The organism is Oceanobacillus sp. FSL K6-0251, assembly GCF_038004725.1.
Classification (GTDB): Bacteria; Bacillota; Bacilli; order Bacillales; family Amphibacillaceae; genus Oceanobacillus; species Oceanobacillus oncorhynchi.
This window is the reverse complement of the sequence record NZ_JBBORS010000001.1, coordinates 4,395,250-4,412,498: the sequence shown is the minus strand read 5'-3', so window position 1 is coordinate 4,412,498 and position 17,249 is coordinate 4,395,250. Positions and strand designations below refer to the sequence as shown.

At 39.9% G+C, this 17,249-nt stretch carries 20 protein-coding genes and 1 riboswitch; of the genes, 12 read left to right on the top strand and 8 right to left on the bottom strand.

What is annotated here, in order from left to right:
* Positions 1-44: 44 nt before the first annotated feature.
* Positions 45-341, bottom strand: a complete 297-nt coding sequence (locus tag MKY45_RS21525; RefSeq protein WP_193064488.1) for a DUF2653 family protein — start codon at positions 339-341, stop codon at positions 45-47.
* A 503-nt stretch (positions 342-844) separates the two neighbouring features.
* Here MKY45_RS21525 and MKY45_RS21520 point away from each other — a divergent pair.
* Positions 845-1,102, top strand: coding sequence for an AbrB/MazE/SpoVT family DNA-binding domain-containing protein (locus MKY45_RS21520; protein WP_256705271.1), 258 nt, complete (start codon positions 845-847; stop codon positions 1,100-1,102).
* 77 nt (positions 1,103-1,179) lie between these two features.
* On the opposite strand, the gene MKY45_RS21515 is transcribed toward MKY45_RS21520, so the two are convergent.
* Genes MKY45_RS21515 through MKY45_RS21505 form a run of 3 tightly spaced genes read right to left on the bottom strand, consistent with a single transcriptional unit; the run spans position 1,180 to position 3,229 of the window.
* Positions 1,180-2,214, bottom strand: coding sequence for a S66 family peptidase (locus tag MKY45_RS21515; protein WP_341173385.1), 1,035 nt, complete (start codon positions 2,212-2,214; stop codon positions 1,180-1,182).
* Positions 2,215-2,256: 42 nt separating this feature from the next.
* The gene (locus MKY45_RS21510; protein WP_193064491.1) at positions 2,257-2,880 is read right to left on the bottom strand and encodes a hypothetical protein; all 624 of its coding nucleotides are present in this window, start codon (positions 2,878-2,880) and stop codon (positions 2,257-2,259) included.
* 55 nt (positions 2,881-2,935) lie between these two features.
* Complete coding sequence (locus MKY45_RS21505; RefSeq protein WP_193064492.1) at positions 2,936-3,229, bottom strand: hypothetical protein; 294 nt, start codon at positions 3,227-3,229, stop codon at positions 2,936-2,938.
* Between the two features lie 202 nt (positions 3,230-3,431).
* Here MKY45_RS21505 and MKY45_RS21500 point away from each other — a divergent pair, with 202 nt between their 5' ends.
* A complete protein-coding gene (locus tag MKY45_RS21500) occupies positions 3,432-4,256 on the top strand; it encodes a helix-turn-helix transcriptional regulator (RefSeq protein WP_193064493.1) in 825 nt (274 codons plus the stop codon).
* Here MKY45_RS21500 and MKY45_RS21495 read toward each other — a convergent pair.
* Both MKY45_RS21495 and MKY45_RS21490 read right to left on the bottom strand, forming a co-directional pair.
* Positions 4,229-4,972, bottom strand: a complete 744-nt coding sequence (locus MKY45_RS21495) for an MFS transporter (RefSeq protein ID WP_319022564.1) — start codon at positions 4,970-4,972, stop codon at positions 4,229-4,231. The two genes, MKY45_RS21500 and MKY45_RS21495, sit on opposite strands and share 28 nt — an antisense overlap.
* 20 nt (positions 4,973-4,992) lie before the next feature.
* Positions 4,993-5,292: an MFS transporter gene (locus MKY45_RS21490; protein WP_319022565.1), complete on the bottom strand. Its 300-nt coding sequence runs from the start codon at positions 5,290-5,292 to the stop codon at positions 4,993-4,995.
* Positions 5,293-5,600: 308 nt separating this feature from the next.
* A riboswitch (TPP riboswitch) is annotated at positions 5,601-5,704 on the top strand.
* A gap of 81 nt (positions 5,705-5,785) precedes the next feature.
* On the opposite strand from MKY45_RS21490, the gene MKY45_RS21485 reads away from it, so the two are divergent.
* The 3 genes from MKY45_RS21485 (at position 5,786) to MKY45_RS21475 (ending at position 8,519) form a co-directional block, all read left to right on the top strand.
* A complete protein-coding gene (locus MKY45_RS21485; protein WP_193064494.1) occupies positions 5,786-7,054 on the top strand; it encodes an acetylornithine deacetylase in 1,269 nt (422 codons plus the stop codon).
* A 39-nt stretch (positions 7,055-7,093) separates the two neighbouring features.
* Entirely contained in the window at positions 7,094-7,762 is a 669-nt protein-coding gene (gene tenA / locus MKY45_RS21480) for a thiaminase II (RefSeq protein ID WP_193064495.1), read from the top strand.
* Positions 7,763-7,931: 169 nt separating this feature from the next.
* A complete protein-coding gene (locus tag MKY45_RS21475) occupies positions 7,932-8,519 on the top strand; it encodes a YpjP family protein (RefSeq protein WP_042529152.1) in 588 nt (195 codons plus the stop codon).
* A gap of 116 nt (positions 8,520-8,635) precedes the next feature.
* Here MKY45_RS21475 and MKY45_RS21470 read toward each other — a convergent pair whose 3' ends face one another.
* Complete coding sequence (locus tag MKY45_RS21470) at positions 8,636-9,346, bottom strand: NAD-dependent protein deacylase (RefSeq protein ID WP_193064496.1); 711 nt, start codon at positions 9,344-9,346, stop codon at positions 8,636-8,638.
* 157 nt (positions 9,347-9,503) lie between these two features.
* On the opposite strand from MKY45_RS21470, the gene htpG reads away from it, so the two are divergent.
* The 5 genes from htpG (at position 9,504) to MKY45_RS21445 (ending at position 14,273) form a co-directional block, all read left to right on the top strand.
* Entirely contained in the window at positions 9,504-11,381 is a 1,878-nt protein-coding gene (gene htpG, locus MKY45_RS21465; protein ID WP_193064497.1) for a molecular chaperone HtpG, read from the top strand.
* 480 nt (positions 11,382-11,861) lie between these two features.
* On the top strand, positions 11,862-12,491 hold the full coding sequence (locus MKY45_RS21460) for a TetR/AcrR family transcriptional regulator (protein WP_193064498.1): 630 nt from the start codon (positions 11,862-11,864) through the stop codon (positions 12,489-12,491).
* Positions 12,492-12,543: 52 nt separating this feature from the next.
* Entirely contained in the window at positions 12,544-12,954 is a 411-nt protein-coding gene (locus MKY45_RS21455) for a Spx/MgsR family RNA polymerase-binding regulatory protein (protein WP_193064499.1), read from the top strand.
* A 77-nt stretch (positions 12,955-13,031) separates the two neighbouring features.
* Positions 13,032-13,334 carry a hypothetical protein gene (locus tag MKY45_RS21450; RefSeq protein WP_256705270.1) on the top strand — a complete coding sequence of 101 codons (303 nt, stop codon included), beginning with the start codon at positions 13,032-13,034 and terminating at the stop codon, positions 13,332-13,334.
* 243 nt (positions 13,335-13,577) lie between these two features.
* Positions 13,578-14,273 (top strand): hypothetical protein, encoded by a 696-nt coding sequence (locus MKY45_RS21445; RefSeq protein ID WP_193064501.1) that lies wholly within the window; start codon positions 13,578-13,580, stop codon positions 14,271-14,273.
* Between the two features lie 42 nt (positions 14,274-14,315).
* Here the strand turns inward: MKY45_RS21445 and MKY45_RS21440 are convergent, their stop codons facing one another.
* Positions 14,316-15,239 carry a YitT family protein gene (locus MKY45_RS21440; RefSeq protein WP_052484869.1) on the bottom strand — a complete coding sequence of 308 codons (924 nt, stop codon included), beginning with the start codon at positions 15,237-15,239 and terminating at the stop codon, positions 14,316-14,318.
* Between the two features lie 277 nt (positions 15,240-15,516).
* Here MKY45_RS21440 and alr point away from each other — a divergent pair, with 277 nt between their 5' ends.
* Both alr and MKY45_RS21430 read left to right on the top strand, forming a co-directional pair.
* Positions 15,517-16,647, top strand: coding sequence for an alanine racemase (gene alr / locus MKY45_RS21435; RefSeq protein WP_193064502.1), 1,131 nt, complete (start codon positions 15,517-15,519; stop codon positions 16,645-16,647).
* Between the two features lie 25 nt (positions 16,648-16,672).
* Positions 16,673-16,981, top strand: coding sequence for an MGMT family protein (locus MKY45_RS21430; protein WP_193064503.1), 309 nt, complete (start codon positions 16,673-16,675; stop codon positions 16,979-16,981).
* Positions 16,982-17,249 lie beyond the last annotated feature (268 nt).

Genomic DNA, 17,249 nt, shown 5'->3' with positions numbered 1-17,249 from the left:
AAGAAACTTAAAAATGAAAAATAGGATGAAAGCTTTGTGAACTATTAACTATTGTATCGAAGACGTGCATAAATGCCGTTTCGTCTGTCTAAATCCAATTTTAAGCCTGCATACGGATCGGCGTGGAGATTTTCTTTGATCCATTTTCTTAATGCAGCAATAATTTGCTTGGTCATCCATTCCTGTTTTCCAGATGATGTCACGACTTCTGCTGAAAATCCAGTGTAATCATCATAAAATAACTCTACTTGGACGTCATCTGCACTCATTTTCTGTTCTTCAGCAATGTACATACATATAGCAAGCACAATATCCTCTTCAGGAATAATAAGTTTTTGCATACCTCAAATTCCTCCTGCATATGGTTGGGAGCTTATTTTCAGCTTCCAGTAATGATGCTTACTCTATTCTACTACAAACTCCCTATTTGCATGAAGTAAGAAGTAGTTATAGGGGCATAAACTTTCCCTGGCTTCTTTTCGACCGTTTCTTTTTCCGTCCAGGTAAGTTGTAAATCTTTTTGGAAAAAGAAAAATGCGGGTGAAAGAGCTTACTTTTTACTTTGTGTAACAAACGTTTCTAAAAAGGATTATATGGATAGTATATCACTGTCTCAATTGATTTAATAATAAGAGCGACTTCAAATCTGCTACAGCTTATATAAAACGCAGTATATTTTAACCAATCACCGTTTCTCACCGTATTTATGGATAGTGATATCGATTACTGCTGCCGCTTTTTCACACTGTTAATAAGTTCCTTTGTTGTTTATACATTTCCAAAAAAGGGTAGAGGGGATGATATAGACAGTTATCTTAAGAAATATAAAAAAGGAGCGTGCAGAATGAAAAGCACTGGTATCGTTAGAAAAGTGGACGAACTGGGCCGGATTGTTATACCTAAGGAATTGCGAAGAAGTTTGAACATACAAGAGCGGGATCCGATGGAAATATTCGTAGAGGAAGACCGAATTATCATACGGAAATACGAAGCTGAAAAGACTTGTTTTATCACAGGAGAAGTCAATGATGATAATATACAGCTGCCAGGCGGATTATATGTAAGTCAAAAAGGAAAAGAAATTCTTAAAGAATATCTTTGATGTGAAACAGAAAGATTGAAACGGAAGGGAGACGCAATATGTCTCCTTTTATTTTTGGCAAAGAAAAGCAGCCGGATTTAATCTGTCACAGCTGCTTCCAAAATTGAAAAGGATACCTGATTACAATCAATTCCTGCTAATCTTCCATATGGAATGGGCGTTTTTGGTTCGGTATGTCCAAAAGAAACACCATATAACACTGGGAGGTCATTCAGCCTGTTTTCTGCTAAAACAGATAGAATAACTTCCTTGTACGCCTCGTAATGTACTTCCCCATAAGGCTTGGCAACAATCATTCCATTCGCTTGGTGTAGAATCCCCTGAGCGGCATAATTTCGAAGCCATCTTTTAATTAATTCTGGATCCGTTTTTTCCTCTGATGTTTCAAAAAAGAGAATGCTGTTTTGCCATGCTTCCTGCTGCGGCCAAATGGCTGTTCCTTTAGCAAATTCAAGTACTTCGATACAGCCGCCGATGAGGTTCCCTTTTGCGATACCGTTTCCTTGCAGCAGTTCGTAACCCTGATTAGGGTGCATTGTTCTGGCAATAGACTTATTGGAAATATCCCACTCTAAAAATTCACTTGTCCACTTTTCCGGTGCAGGGATGCCGCCGACCGCTTCTGCTTCAAAAAGCATGCTTTGAATGGCTTGCACCGTATAATCATCCATCGCCACATTTTCTGCAAAATCTGTCATGATTGCTGGTCCGTAGAAGGAGGATAAACCAGCATGGAAGCAGAATAAATGAGCAATCGTCGTATCAGAAAATCCCATGAAAATCTTTGGATTTTGACGGATAATCTCAAAATCGATATAGGGAAGCAGACAAATACTGTCATCACCGCCAATATTAGAGATAATCGCTTTGATTTCAGGGTCTTTGAATGCAGTCATTAAATCTTCGGCCCGTGCCTCGGGATGTTCATCTATATAAGTTTGTCCTTTTAAGCTGTTAGGCATTGGAACGACTTCAAGCCCAAACACGCTCTCTAAGCGTTCCACACCCTGCTGGTAGCGCCAGCTTAAGGAGGGCTCGCCTGCTCCGCCCCAGGAGAGGCTGACAGTCGCTGCCTTATCTCCTGGAGATAATTTTGCCGGCTGCATAAGCATAAGAAATACTCCTCTCTGAAAATGGTATATCTTATGTATTCGTTATTTATTGGAGAAATCCTTTTTCTGTTTCCTATAAAAAGAGCCTGTTTTCTTCTTTCTTCGCATTAAAACAGCTGAATATATTAATAAAGCCGTAACGATGAGAACGCAACTATAAATAATCAAGTTGGATCCAAAAAAATCTCTAAATTTAGTCCCTGCTATGTGTGCTTTATAAGGCTGTCCTTCAGGATATTGAACATCAATGACATGGTTAGCCTGAGAAAATATACGAGAAGATACTTCTTTGGAAGACATAACCTCCTTGTTTATGTCTTCTGCGTAGAAAGATAAATGCAAATAGTATGAACTTGTGCTATAGCGTCCGGCATTATAGTCATATTCCCTATCCGAAATATAGGCTTCGGTTTCTATTTGGTCTCCGCTATGGGACTGCACAATACTAACGATAGATTTTCCCATAAAGACATATGCCATTAAAAATACCAAGCAAATGATTCCCAATAGAGAAAAGAGAAACAGTGAAGCTGCTTTATCGTCTAATTTTTTTAGCAGTGGTATATGTTCGAGATTATAAGCAATGAAACCGAATGGGTAGATACTAAAGACGACGATGACAATAAGATGCTCGATAATCTGTGATTTTTTATCCTTATCTGTCATATAAGAATCGTTCTTCCTAATTGTATCCCCGGCATTAAGCTGTTCAAATTCCTTTTTACTTATTAAGGAAGTTTCTTGAGTAGACATCTTCTGAGTTAATTGCGATAATGCTTCCTCTTCTAACATAGTATTTCAATTTACCGAATAAATCACTGGATACCGTTTTACCAACAACAGTAACCTCCTTTTCGTGTCCGCCTTTATCTTGTAACAGCTGATACAGATTCTTTGATTCATCGACTATGCCTGTAACTAAGACGCAGAAAATAAAAATCCCAATTGCATACGCACCTATTTTTTTTATCGTTCCATGTGTCCCATCCTTATCTTGCGGGGTTCCAAAATGCATTGTAGTATTTTTAGATTAAAAAGTATTTGCTGCAGGATTATTTTTCCTGTGTAAAAATTTTACTATTTCAATTTATACAATGCTTAGGGGAATTTGAACAGCATTTTAAAATCATGAAGGCTGTTCATATGATAGAATTTAAATATCCTTAAGAATATTAATGATTTATTACAGAAATAAGCAAAATAAGGAAGGGAAATCGATGAATAAAATACTTTCAACGGATCAAGGCCTATTCTTATTTAAAACGGAATTTGAACAGGAAAGTATCCGGCGGTCAGATAATTGTTATAAATTCATTTACTCGCTTGGCGGAGACATGACATATCAGCTGCCTCATCAGGATTTGACTTTTCATGCGGATCAAATGCTGCTTTTGACTCCTTATGACCCCCATCGGCAATTAGAGGTAGCGCATCATGAATTTTTAATCGAATTAAATCCAGGATTGATAAATCAAGCTGCCAAAAATTTGATGAATCATCATTCAGCAGATATTCAATTTGCACAAATGCCGCAGCAATCGCTGCAAATAAAGAAGTGGGTGGCATTTATTCTGGATTATATTGATGTAAGTAATGGGGTAATGGATGCGAGTATGAAGGTATTCCTTGATAACAGCTTTACGCAGTTAGCAATCCTTCTGATGAAAGGAAGTGTAAACAGTTATTATCAGGATGTTCAGCCGGAAGCATACACTGCTGCAGGTTTCCCAATTTATAAAGTGCTGGAGGCAATGAAGGAAAGTTATACATCTAACTGGACATTAGATGATATGGCTGCAATTGCCCAGTTAGATAAGTACCGGCTCTCACATGTATTTAAAGAGAAGGTGGGTGTTTCGCCATTTTCATGGCTGCAAATCTATCGTATTCAACGCAGTTTGGATAAACTGCAATTTACTGATACGACGATATTGCAGGTTGCGATGGATTCGGGATTTTCTTCTGTTTCTGTCTATAATCGTCTATTCAAGAAACTGTATGGTATGAGGCCAAGCTATTTTCGCAGGTTAAGCAATACATAAACTCCAGCCAGAATCATCATACATGTCCCGCAGATGATAAAAATCAGGTGGATGGAGACCCAATAAGATACAAGTCCGAAGAAACCTAAAGAAATAAAATTAGAAAAATAAAGCAGGACGGCATTGAAACTGAAACCTCTTCCCAGCATGTCTGGCGGAATATACTTTTGCAGTAAATAGACCCTGGATAATCCAGACAGCGGCAATCCGACTGCTACCCAGATAATTCCCAAAAAAAGCAGGGGGACAGCTGGTAAACCTCCTAAGAATAAAATGCCTGTCCCCCAGATAAGGGAGCTGAGAAGGTAGGTTTTTAGCGTAAATTGTTTAAAGATATAGGGAATAATCAGATTCACAATAATAACAATAATTCCAAACCATCCTGTTACAACGCTGTACCATACTTCTGCATTCGCCATCGTTTCTTGTAACAGTAATAACAGCCCAACCTGCCAAACCCAGGTGTTAAAGAAAACAATAAAAGCTGTCATCTCAAATAAGGAACGGATGGTTTTATGAGAACGGAGCCATATAGCAAATTCCCGGATGGCTGTGAATATATTAAAATGCTTTTTATCTGTCTGCTCTTCCTTTAAGGGAATGAATGATAGAAAAAGCGCGCTCAATAGATAGCTGAGTGCATCCAGCGTGAAAAAGTGGATTACACCAATGGTATTCATGAAGATAATGCTGAAAACAGGTCCTAAAACAGTCATTCCCCTTGTAACAGTGTCCGTTAAACTACTGCGGGCCTCTCCCTTTCACTCGTGATAAGCGGGATGATTGCCCGATGCGCCGGATTATATAAGCATCCGCATAAATGAATCAAGATGCTTACAATAATTAGATGCCAGTAAGCAAGCTGATTGGAGAAGTCTAACAAAACTAACCCGATGAGAAGTGGAGAACGAAATAAATCGATACGAATTAACCATTTCATTTTAGAAATCCAGTCAGCAATAACTCCTCCAATCAATCCGAACAGCAGATAAGGAGCAACTTGAGCGATAGCAATCCCTGTGGGTGGTATACGCATTAGAAGCAGTTAAATCATAAGCAAGAAATAAAAGAGCCATGCCAGTCATCACATTCCCCAAATTGGAACTGGCAGTAGCAAGCAGATAGTTTCGGACACGTTTATTTTTTTTATGATAGTTATGTACACTAGCTGTAACCTCCTTTGTAAGAAGGTTACAACGTATTCCGGATTTCATCTGTATTGATATTGCGCAAAAAAACAGCAATATGTATGCAGACAAGCGGGTATAGAATCATCCTTTCTTAAATTCTGCTTTACGCTTACAAATTCGTATGGTAATCTAAAAGGGATAAATACATACGCAATGGATCCACTAGGGGTGCTTATTAAGCTGAGAGAGGCATATTGTCTTGACCCTTACCAACCTGATCTAGTTCGTACTAGCGGAGGGAAGTGGGCGGATATGCCTTTAGGCAAATGAACCAAACTTTTCTGCCGCTCTCTAAATCAGGAGGCGGTTTTTTTTGCGTGCTGAAAAGGAGGTTTTTGAATGGAGAGGGTAATTCAGGAGATTCGAAATCGAGAAGACGAATTAATAGCGCTTGTCAGTGATTTGATTCGTTTTGAAACACCAGCCCCGCCTGCAAGAAATACAGAGGCTATCCAAGCTTACATTGCGAACTACTTGAAGGAAATGAATTTTGAAACAGAACAATGGGAGGTTTATCCCGGTGACCCGAATGTCGTCGGCTGTTTACGTGGAACTGCTTCCGATACATACAACAGCTTGATTCTTAATGGGCATGTGGATGTCGCTTCTATAGAGGAAGGTGAAAACTGGAAGCATGCGCCATTTCAGCCAGCAGTGGAAGGACGTACATTATTTGGGCGGGGTGCAGCAGATATGAAAGGCGGTCTGGCAGCGTGTTTATTTGCGATGCGCATATTGCATGACCACCAGATTCGCCTTGGCGGGGATGTTATTCTGCAGTCCGTCATTGGGGAAGAGGTTGGGGAAGCAGGGACGAAGCAATGTGGAGAACGCGGGTATACAGCGGATTATGCCATCGTTGCAGATACAAGTCATTGTGAAATACATGGGCAAGGAGGCGTTATTACCGGCTGGATCACAGTGAAAAGTCCAATCACGCACCATGATGGTACACGTCGCCAGCTCATTCATGCAGGCGGCGGGATGAAAGGAGCCAGCGCCATTGAAAAGATGAATAAGCTCCTTATTGCGTTGCAGGAGCTGGAGCGACATTGGGCAGTGACCAAATCCTATCCAGGCTTTCCCCCAGGAACCAATACCATCAACCCGGCAGTGATTGAAGGAGGCAGACATGCTGCTTTTATTGCTGATGAATGCCGCCTATGGATTACCGTTCATTATTATCCCGATGAGACTTCTGAGCAGGTTGCTGCAGAAATTGAGTCCCATTTACGCAAGACGGCTGAAGCGGATGTCTGGATGCGGGATAATCCACCCGCCTTTGAATGGGGAGGCGAATCGATGATTGTGGACCGGGGTGAAATTTTCCCGTCTTTCTCCGTAGATAAAGAACATGCTGCTTTTGCGATGTTACAGGAGAGTCATAGCAAAGCTTTTGGCGAGGAAGCGAAAGTCCGAATGTCGGAAACAGTAACTGATGGCGGCTGGCTTGCAGCATACGGGATTCCGACGGTCTGCTATGGACCTGGTGAATTGAAGCACGCCCATGCCGTGGATGAGCAGGTAAACATCGACGAGTTAGTAGATTATACAGTGTCCCTGCTGCAATTTATTTTGAAATGGTGTCAAACAGAAAAACAGGAATAAGACAGTTACTAAAAATGATAGAAAAGGGAGCGCATATACATGAAATTTACAGAACGTATTCGAAAGTCAGCAGATTCAATTTGGGAGAAAAGCCACCAGCATCCATTTGTGCAGGGAATTGGTAACGGTACACTCGATATAGAGTCATTTAAATTCTACATGTGTCAGGATTACAAGTATTTGATAGAGTACTCAAAAGTAATCGCAATGGGAACGGTGCTTGCAAAAGATTTAGATACTATGTCTGGCTTTGCTAAATCGCTGGATGAAACCCTGAATTTCGAAATGGAGCTTCATCGCCAGTATGCCGAGCGTCTCGGTATTTCCAGGGAGGAACTAGAATCTACGGTTCCAGGGCCTGTAACGCTTGCCTACAGCAGTAATATGCTTGCAGAGGCACAGAAAGGTTCTTTAGCAGCATTGATTGCAGCGATTCTGCCGTGTGCCTGGAGTTATTATGAAATTGGTCTGGAGCTGGCAAAAAAGCCGGGTGCACTGGAGCATGAACAGTATGGAGAATGGGTGAAAATGTACAGCTCGGATGAATTTGGTTCCATCGGCAAGTGGCTGATTGAAAAATTAGACGAGCTTGCGGAAGGCTGTTCGGAAGCAGAACTGGATCATTTAGAAGCTATTTTTCTGAATACGAGCCGCTATGAATATATGTTTTGGGATATGGCATATAAGCGTGAAGGCTGGCCGGTATAAGGTAAAATCACCCTATATGATTTCTTAAGTTGTAAAAAAATGTATAAACAGAATGTTCCGTATAACAAATTATTTTCTTCCAATATTCAAAAAAGTAAAATGGTTGGATAGACAAGAAATGGATTCATGGTAAAATAAAGAAAACGGATACGGAAGATGGGTGAAGCAGATGAAGCTCTGGTGGAGAAAAATAGCAGTCGTATTTATAACAATTTTAACATTGGGTATCTATACGCCAACAAATCTTTTGGAAGTCGACGCCAATAAGCGGGATGACAGCAGTGTGTCTTCTTCATCGGATCTCGAAACAACATCTGTTATCGAGGAAACCACCCAATCATACAATGTAGAAGATCCAAGGGAAGCTTTTCTTGGCCACCTTCATGAAGAGGCGAAAAAATTGAGTATCGAAAAATTTGGAACGAGGATTGCGGGGAAGGTCGAGGATGAATTTTCTGCTATGATTTTACCACAGATGGAATTGGTGCTGTCTGATCTTGTCGAGCATTCTGACATATACAAGGATATAGCGATTACCGAAAAACCTTCAGACGGCTATGGAGAGCGGATTTTCAATGTTTCCAATAACAGCACCAGCAAAACATTGGCAAAGTTTCATGTCCGCCGGGAAAACCGGCCATTGGAAGGGTATTATTTTAATTTTCATTACCATTTAAGTGAGGATGGATTCCAAAAGCATTATCATATCGGGGATATTTATTGGAATAAGAATACACCGCCTAAATGGATGGCCTAAGACCGAAATTTGGGGCTGCGGTTACTCGCCCCGCTTAAAACATTTGCCGCCATATTTATTTTAATCCATCAAGAAAGGCAAGGAAGCGTGCAGCGCCTCCTTGCCTTTTATCTGTTTTATAATAATTGATCCGTTTCTTCTAAATAAGCTCCAATCTTCCGGTCAAAAACAACTTCATCTGCAAACTCATCTAATGGTGTTTTCTCCTGGTTGACAATGACAAGTTTGGCGCCGCTTTGTTTTGCGATTTCCGGGAATTGGTTGGCTGGCGTAACCGATAGAGAGGAACCTAGCACGATAAATAAATCGGCTTTCTTTGCATGCTCAAACGCAGCAGAAAAGGCATCCTCAGGGAGCATTTCCCCAAATAATACAATAGAAGGTCTGAGTATTCCGCCGCAGGAACAGTGATAGTCTTCATTTAAATAAGCAGAACTGTCGTAGATTTTCCCGCAGCTTTGGCAATGCAGCTCTTGCAGGGTTCCATGAAGCTCATGAACGTGTCTGCTGCCTGCAGCCTGATGAAAACCGTCCACATTTTGGGTAATAATCGATTGGATCAGTCCATTCTTTTCCCAATCGGCAAGAATGTGATGTCCTTTATGCGGACCAACTTCTTTGACGCCCAGGACGCGCTCCCGATAAAATTCGATAAAATCCTCTACGTGATGATTTAAAGCATCTACACTTGCGATTTTGCTTGGGTCTTTCTTTCTCCAAAGTCCCCGGTTTGTGGAACGAAAGTCAGGCAGCCCACTCTCTGTAGACATTCCTGCGCCAGTGAAAACGACGGTATGTTTGGAATCTTTTAACCATTCATGAAGCATCGAGACCCCTCCTCTTCTATATATTTTCTATTATACATGTTGTTTAGGCTATATGCGACTAATATTGACAGTTAAAATAGAATATGGTATTCATGTAATAGAGGTTTAGCACTCTGTGAGAGAGAGTGCTAAAAACAGAAAAAGGAGAGAGCGCATTATGGCAAAGCACGAGTTTAAAGCAGAATCACAGAAATTATTAGATATGGTCATCCACTCCATTTATTCACAACGGGAGATTTTCTTGCGTGAATTAATCTCTAACGCAAGTGATGCTATTGACAAGATTTATTATAAAGCATTAACAGATGATGCTTTAACATTCGATCAAAGCAATTACTATATCAAACTGATTCCTAATAAAGAAAAACGTACGTTGACTGTAGTAGATACGGGAATTGGAATGACAAAGGAAGAGCTGGAAGATAACCTCGGTGTGATTGCTAAGAGTGGTTCACATACGTTTAAATCAGAAAATGAAATTAAAGACGGCCATGATATTATTGGTCAATTTGGTGTCGGCTTTTATGCAGCGTTTATGGTTGCGGATAAAGTGACCGTATTAACAAAATCGATTGACAGTGAAGAAGGATATCAATGGGTTTCACAGGGATCAGACGGCTATACGATTACGCCGATTGACCGCGAAGAAGTTGGCACAGAGATTATCCTTGAAATAAAAGAAAACGAAGAAGAAGACAATTATGATACGTTTTTAGAAGAAGCTACTTTAAAACAAATCGTCAAGAAATACTCTGACTTTATCCGCTATCCAATTAAAATGGATGTTACGGAAAGCAAGTTAAAAGAAGGAACAGAAGATGAGTATGAAGATGTGATTGAAGAGCAGACGCTGAACACAATGGTTCCTATTTGGAAGAAAAATAAGAGCGAATTAACAGACGAAGATTATACCAATTTCTATCAGGAGAAACGGTACGGATTTGATCAGCCGTTGCGCCATATTCATATCAATGTAGATGGAGCAGTCCGTTATAATGCAATTCTATTTATTCCAGAGCAAACGCCGTTTAATTATTACTCCAGGGAGTACGAAAAAGGCTTAGAGCTTTATTCAAATGGTGTTTTGATTATGGAAAAATGTGCAGATTTACTGCCTGATTACTTCAGCTTTGTAAAAGGAATGGTCGACTCAGAAGATTTATCCTTAAATATTTCCAGGGAAATGCTGCAACATGACCGTCAGCTGAAAATCATTGCGAAAAATATTCATAAGAAAATAAAACAGCAGCTGTTAAGCCTGCTTCGCGATGAACGTGAAAAATATGAAACATTCTTTAAAGCATTCGGTCAGCAAATCAAATTTGGCGTGTACAGTGATTTCGGCCAGTATAAAGAAGAATTGCAAGACTTGCTTCTATTCTATTCTTCTACAGAGAAAAAGCTGGTAACGTTAGAGGAATATGTATCACGTATGCCGGAAGACCAAAAATATATCTATTATGCTTCTGGAGATTCCAATGAGCGTATTGAAAAGCTTCCGCAAACGGAAATTGTTGCAGATAAAGGTTATGAAATTCTTTATTTCACAGATGAAGTGGATGAATTTGCGATTAAAATGCTGATGCAATATCAGGATAAGGAATTCCGTTCCGTTTCCAGCGGTGATTTAGGAATTGAAGCCGATGAAAAAGAGGAAGAGAAGGAAGAAACAGAAAGTCATAATGAGCTGTTTACAGCAATGAAAGAGGTGCTTGGTGATAAAGTGAAGGATGTTCGGGCTTCCAAGCGTCTGAAATCCCATCCGGTCGTGCTTTCTGCAGATGGTGAGATTTCTCTGGAAATGGAGAAAATTATTAATGCGATGCCGGATAATCAGCAGATTCAGGCAGATAAAGTGCTGGAAATCAATGTAGACCACAGTATTTTTAAAGCACTCGAAGCAGCGCAGGGGAATGATCAGGATAAACTAGCGTTATATACCAACCTGCTTTACAATCAGGCGTTATTGATTGAAGGGCTGCCGATTGAAGATCCAGTGGCATTTACGAATGATATGAGTAAGATTATGGTTTGATGAAAAAGCATCGTGTGGAAGGCATAGCCTTCTATGCGGTGTTCTTTTGTTTGAAGGATAGTGAATTTTATTAATTTTGATACAGATAGCAATAAAACCTATCTAGCGTAGTGTTTTTCCGGAGCGGCTATTTTCAGCTATCTTTATAAACATTCTTATTTTTTAAGCTGATAACTTTTAGAAATTTTCCTATCTTGTTTAATTTTTAAGGTTATGAAATAGCATAGTGAGGGAATACAATGATTAGGTCGGCAGTTAAATGAAGCTGGGAAAGAAGCATTTTTAACTAAAGGTGTTTAGCAGAGGGAGGAAAAGTGTACACTAATGAAAAAGCAATCGTTTGCCTGCCATAGAATCGTCACATTTTATAAATAAAGTGACACGATGTCATAAAAATAATTGACTTATGACATCGTGTCACTTAATATAGAATTATAGGACATGACATTGTGTCACAATAGGTTATGGAGGAGCAAGAATATGCCTACATCAACATTTTTTAATTTAAACGATTCCAAACGGGCAAAATTATTGCAAGCGGTTGAAAAAGAATTTGCAAGAGCACCGTTATCGCAGGCCTCCATTGCGAATATTGTAAAGCTTGCAGGTGTTTCAAGAGGAAGTTTTTATCAATATTTTGATGGCAAAGAAGATGCTTTTTATTATTTATTAAAGCTTCATACAGATAAACGCCGTGCTTATTTTTTAAGCCTGTTGCGCGAAACAGATGGAGATTTGATGGCTTCCATGGATAAGGTTTTTCGGGTAACACTGATAGAATTGTCCGAAGAGAAGCATTTGCAGTTTTTAAAGAATGCCGTATTGAATGTGACACATGAAGTGGAAGATTCATTTACAGAGTTATTCTTAGGAAAGCATAATGAAGTAGACGCAATGAATCAAGTAAAAGATTTAGTTGATTTTAAAAAGCTGAATATCGAAAGTAAACAAGAGTTTTTCCATGTTATGCAGATTTTAACGTCTGTTACATTTCGAAATATTGTGGATCAGCTATCCAGGAATCTTTCTCGTGAAGAAGCTCTAGATAATTTTCGTATTGAAATGGATTTGTTAAGCAAAGGGTTATCAAGTGCTGACAGGCAAGTATAGAACTTTTCTGATGGTTTGAAGAAAGAAACTATATATAAATGGGGTATGATTAATGACAGTTACAATTTATGGTGCAGCATGTTCATCAACAAGAAAAGCAAAACAATGGTTTACGAAAAACGGGATTGAGTATACAGAACGTAATGTAATCAGAGAACCTCTGACCGTAAACGAATTACAAAATATTCTTCGGATGACGGTGGAAGGTACAGATGAGATTATTTCCACACGTTCTAAGATTTATAAAGATTTAGATCTTGATATTGAAGCATTGCCATTGCAGGAGCTGCTGGAAATTATTCAGGAATACCCGCGTCTTTTACGCAGTCCGATTATGGTCGATGCCAAACGTTTGCAGGTAGGATATCATGAAGAGGATATCCGTCAGTTCTTACCGCGTAAAACGAGAGAAAGCCAATGGCTGCAATGGAGAAAGAATCATTTGCGCGTTGCAGAAAACTAATCCATAAAAAAATGTTCAAAAGCGCTTTTTACCGCCCTTAGGGATATAAAGTTTAAGCTGAACTAGCGGAGGAGACAATGCAATTTATTGCCAAACAACCGTATGTAAAAGTAGTCCGTCAAGTAAGTGCATTAGAGCAAAAGGATACAGAAGAGCAACGTTATATGTATCTTTATGAAGACAAAATCGCTACAAAGTACAGGGAATTTCCAATTGAAAATGTAATGGATATTTCGTATCGACTTACTGGGAACCAGACAAAGGGAATGCTTTATTTACACACGCTTAAAGGAGTTTATGCCTACATTATAAAATCTTCACCTGAACAATTTATCGATGCGTTTAAAGCTCGAACACATAGTACCACCCATCGAAATTAGAGAAACAAACGGAACAGCTCGAAGCTTTGCTAAATCCTTTCTTCGGGTTGCTTCTCCTGCTCACAAAACCTCAGCTAGACTTCCCCGGAGCGAGGTATCTTTATCCAAATATAAATAGCAATAAAGAATAAAACCTGAGTGACTATACCGCTTAGGTTTTTTTCCATCTATCCAATTAGGCAGATAACCAAAATTCGTCCTATTTTTTTCTTTGTGCATAAGCTGATTTTAGAGGTGATGTTAATGGTATATCTGAACCAGGAGAAGCACATTTATGCAGAAGATATAAAAGGAGCTTCGCCTAATCAAGAAACGTTTGTTTATGAATATGCAAGTGAGAGAGAGCAAAAGCAGCTGGAAATGCAGAGGGAATCTGTGAAAGTATTGCAGCAGCTGCAGCGGGATACCTTTGCTAAAAATCAGCAATTGGAGCGTATTGCGAAACGATTGAAGGAAATGGACAAAAATAAAAAAGATCAGCAGCAGATGCAGGAGAAGGTATTCAACCGATTAGATGTACTTGATAAAAATATAAAGAAGGAAAACAAGCAGCTCAATCAAATTATTGCTGCTCAAGAAAGTGCAAAAGAAGAGGAAGATGGCTTCAAAGCCAACCAGGCATTGATTCAGGTTAAGCTTGAAAAAATAGATGAAGTAAGTGAAGCAGTGAAGAAAAAAGTGGAAGAACAAGGAAATAAGTTGGATGAAATGGATAATCAAAGAAAAGAGGAACTGGCTGTTCTTCATGAAAGGCTCGATAAGCAGGAAGCATGGCTTGAAAAATTAATACGGCAGGTCCATGATTTGCGGGGCATTATTTATGAAAGAGCAGATGAAGTGATAAAAAAGGTAGAAAAAAGTATTCAATTATTTGGGAGCAAGTGGAATGTTGTCCGCCGCACGGACTCAGAGTCCTCTAAAGAAACAATAAAGAAGTGAGCTGTTTTCTAAGAAGCAGCTCACTTCTTTATTGGTACATCATCAAACATCTGTTTTATCGGCAGTATTATCCGATGAAACCTCCTCCGGTTCAGGAATAATTGCTTCTTCCTCAAATCCGGTAAAGGCTGCTTCATCTTCTGTCGTCGGAGCAAAGAAAGTGCCGCCAGATACATCCTTCACGTTATGGACAACGATAAATGAACTGGAATCGATTTCCCTGATAATTCGTTTAAGTGTTAAGAGGCGGTAACTGGGTACGATAATATAAAGGATATAATGCTGGCGATCTGTATAGGATCCAGAGCCATTGATAAAAGTTGCACTAGACGCCATGACTGTATTAATCTGATGAGCTATTTTTTTAAATTCCGGTGAAATAATCGTGACTGCTTTCTTAGAATCAAAACCGCCAATCACATAGTCGCTGGCGACCTTCCCTATGGATAAAGCAATAATGGTATATAGTGTGTAAAGCGGGCCAATAATGAAAACCCCGGCTAATACGATAACGGCGTCCATGATGAAGGTGGTTAGTACGACATTCCATTCATAGCGCTGTGCGAGCAGACGAGCTATTGTCGAAGTACCTCCAATGGAGCTGCCCGCTTGGATAATCAAACCAAACCCGATTCCCATTGTGAGGCCTGCAAAAATAGCGGCTACCAGAGAATCACCCAGAGGCTGTGTTACGATATTTTCCGTTAAAAAGATAAACAAGGATAGAAGAGGGACATTAACCATTGTTTTTATCACGATGCTTTTAGGAAGAAATTTAAAACTGACGAGTTGTAATAGGACAAAAGCAACCATCGTAACAATCCCGGGCGACCATCCGAGAGAATAAAAGAGTAAAAGTGCAATACCTAGAATGCCTCCATCTGCAATTTGGTTTGGCATGGCGAATATGGTCGTTGCCAGAGCACATAAAATGGTTCCAATCAGCGCCAGAAAGATTTGTTTCATGTTCTCAACCTCCATCGATAAAATAGTTTTCCCTGACAATAGGAATCATACGTATATTTATATTTAGTGTAAAGAAATAAAGGCAATTGGGAAAGATATTTCAATGCTGCCTTCTCGCACTTTTTAGATAAACGTGCTTTCACTATGTCTGTCAAGCAGGCTGAGTATAACTATCCAACACAGAATGGAAGTGCTAAAATGGATATGATGTATTATATTAATCTGAAAAATAGACCGAAAAAATAAAAATGATGATGTTAGACAAGGTGGGAAACACATGATAACAACCAGTTTTCGTGATACTTGGGCAGAAGTATCCTTACAAGCATTAGCGTTTAATGTACAACAATTTAAACAGCATATCCGTGAAGGAGCGCGGTTTATGGCAGTGGTGAAGGCAGATGGATACGGGCATGGAGCTGTGCCGATTGCAGAAGAGGCGCTGGCAAATGGGGCGGACTGTCTTGGAGTAGCAATCTTAGATGAAGCGCTGTCTTTGAGAGAAGCAGGAATTACTGCACCGATATTATTATTGGGCTATACGCCAGCTCATGCCGTTCATAAAGCAGTAGAACAAGATGTCACGCTGACTGTCTATTCAGAAGAGACAATCGAAGCCATCTGTCAGGCTGCAGATACCTTACAGAAAACAGCAAAAGTCCATATCAAAGTGGATACCGGAATGACTCGTATCGGTGTCCGTACCGCAGAAGAAGCTGTGGATTTATGCCGCGCATTAGACCGGGAAGAAATAGAACTGGAAGGAATCTTTACGCATTTTGCGGAAGCCGACAATGGAGAATCCAGTGCTTATACGTATCAGCAATTTGAAAGCTTCCAGAAAATTTATCAGGCAGTAGAAGCAAAAGGCTGTCAGATTCCAATCAAGCATTGCTGTAATAGTGCGGGGACCATTGCCTATCCAGAAATGCATCTGGATATGGTACGCGTCGGAGTCAGCTTGTATGGGCTTTATCCTGAACCGCACCTCAAAGAAATCCTGCCATTAAAACAGGTGATGAGCTTAAAAACAAAGCCGGTTTACATTAAAAATGTTCAGGCTGGACAATCTATCAGCTATGGCAGAACCTATACAACAACGAAAAAAACAAAGGTTGCAACCCTGCCGATTGGTTATGCCGATGGCTTTTCACGTCTTTTATCCAATCAAGGACATGTGACCGTTCGCGGGAAGGAATGCCTGATTGTCGGACGCATTTGTATGGATCAGACCATGGTGGATGTGTCCGATGTAGATGGCGTTCATGAGAATGATATTGTTACCATTTTTGGCGAGCCGAGTGAGGGCTATATTTCTTTAGATATTGTCGCAGAGCAAATGCAGACCATTCATTATGAAACGGTTTGTTTAATTGGCAAAAGGGTACCGAGAAAATACGTGAAATAATAATGTGGAACAGGAATGATAAAGGATGACACCTTTTACGGAAGAAGTTATTAAAATAATACGGGAGATCCCGTCTGGAAAAGTAATGACTTACGGCCAAATAGCAAGAGAAGCTGGCAATTCGAGAGCCGCAAGACAGGTTGTCCGCGTGCTCCATTCCATGAGCAAAAAGCATCAATTGCCCTGGCATCGTGTGATCAATGCAAAGGGGCAATTAGCTATTCCGAATGAAGAGGGAAATTGGGAGCAGCGCACACGTCTGGAAGCAGAAGGTGTCCTGGTGAGTTCCAGCGGATACGTCGATTTAAAAAAATATCAATGGCATCTCGAATGAAGCGCTGCAATTCAGGAAGGCCTCTATGGGTAAGCATCTTATTGTATTTCTGTTAGTTAACTAGGTATAATACAGGTAATAACTGTTTTGAGAAACATTCTCATTCCTATATTTACAGGTTCTCCAAATGCAGAAACGTGCTTCTTTTGAGGCGAGTCTTTGCAGAGCAGGAAACAGCGTAAATACATATTCATATATATGAATAGACGGACGAGAGAATCTAAAAATCGAAACTTCTGAATACAGAATAAGACCACCATATAGGAGG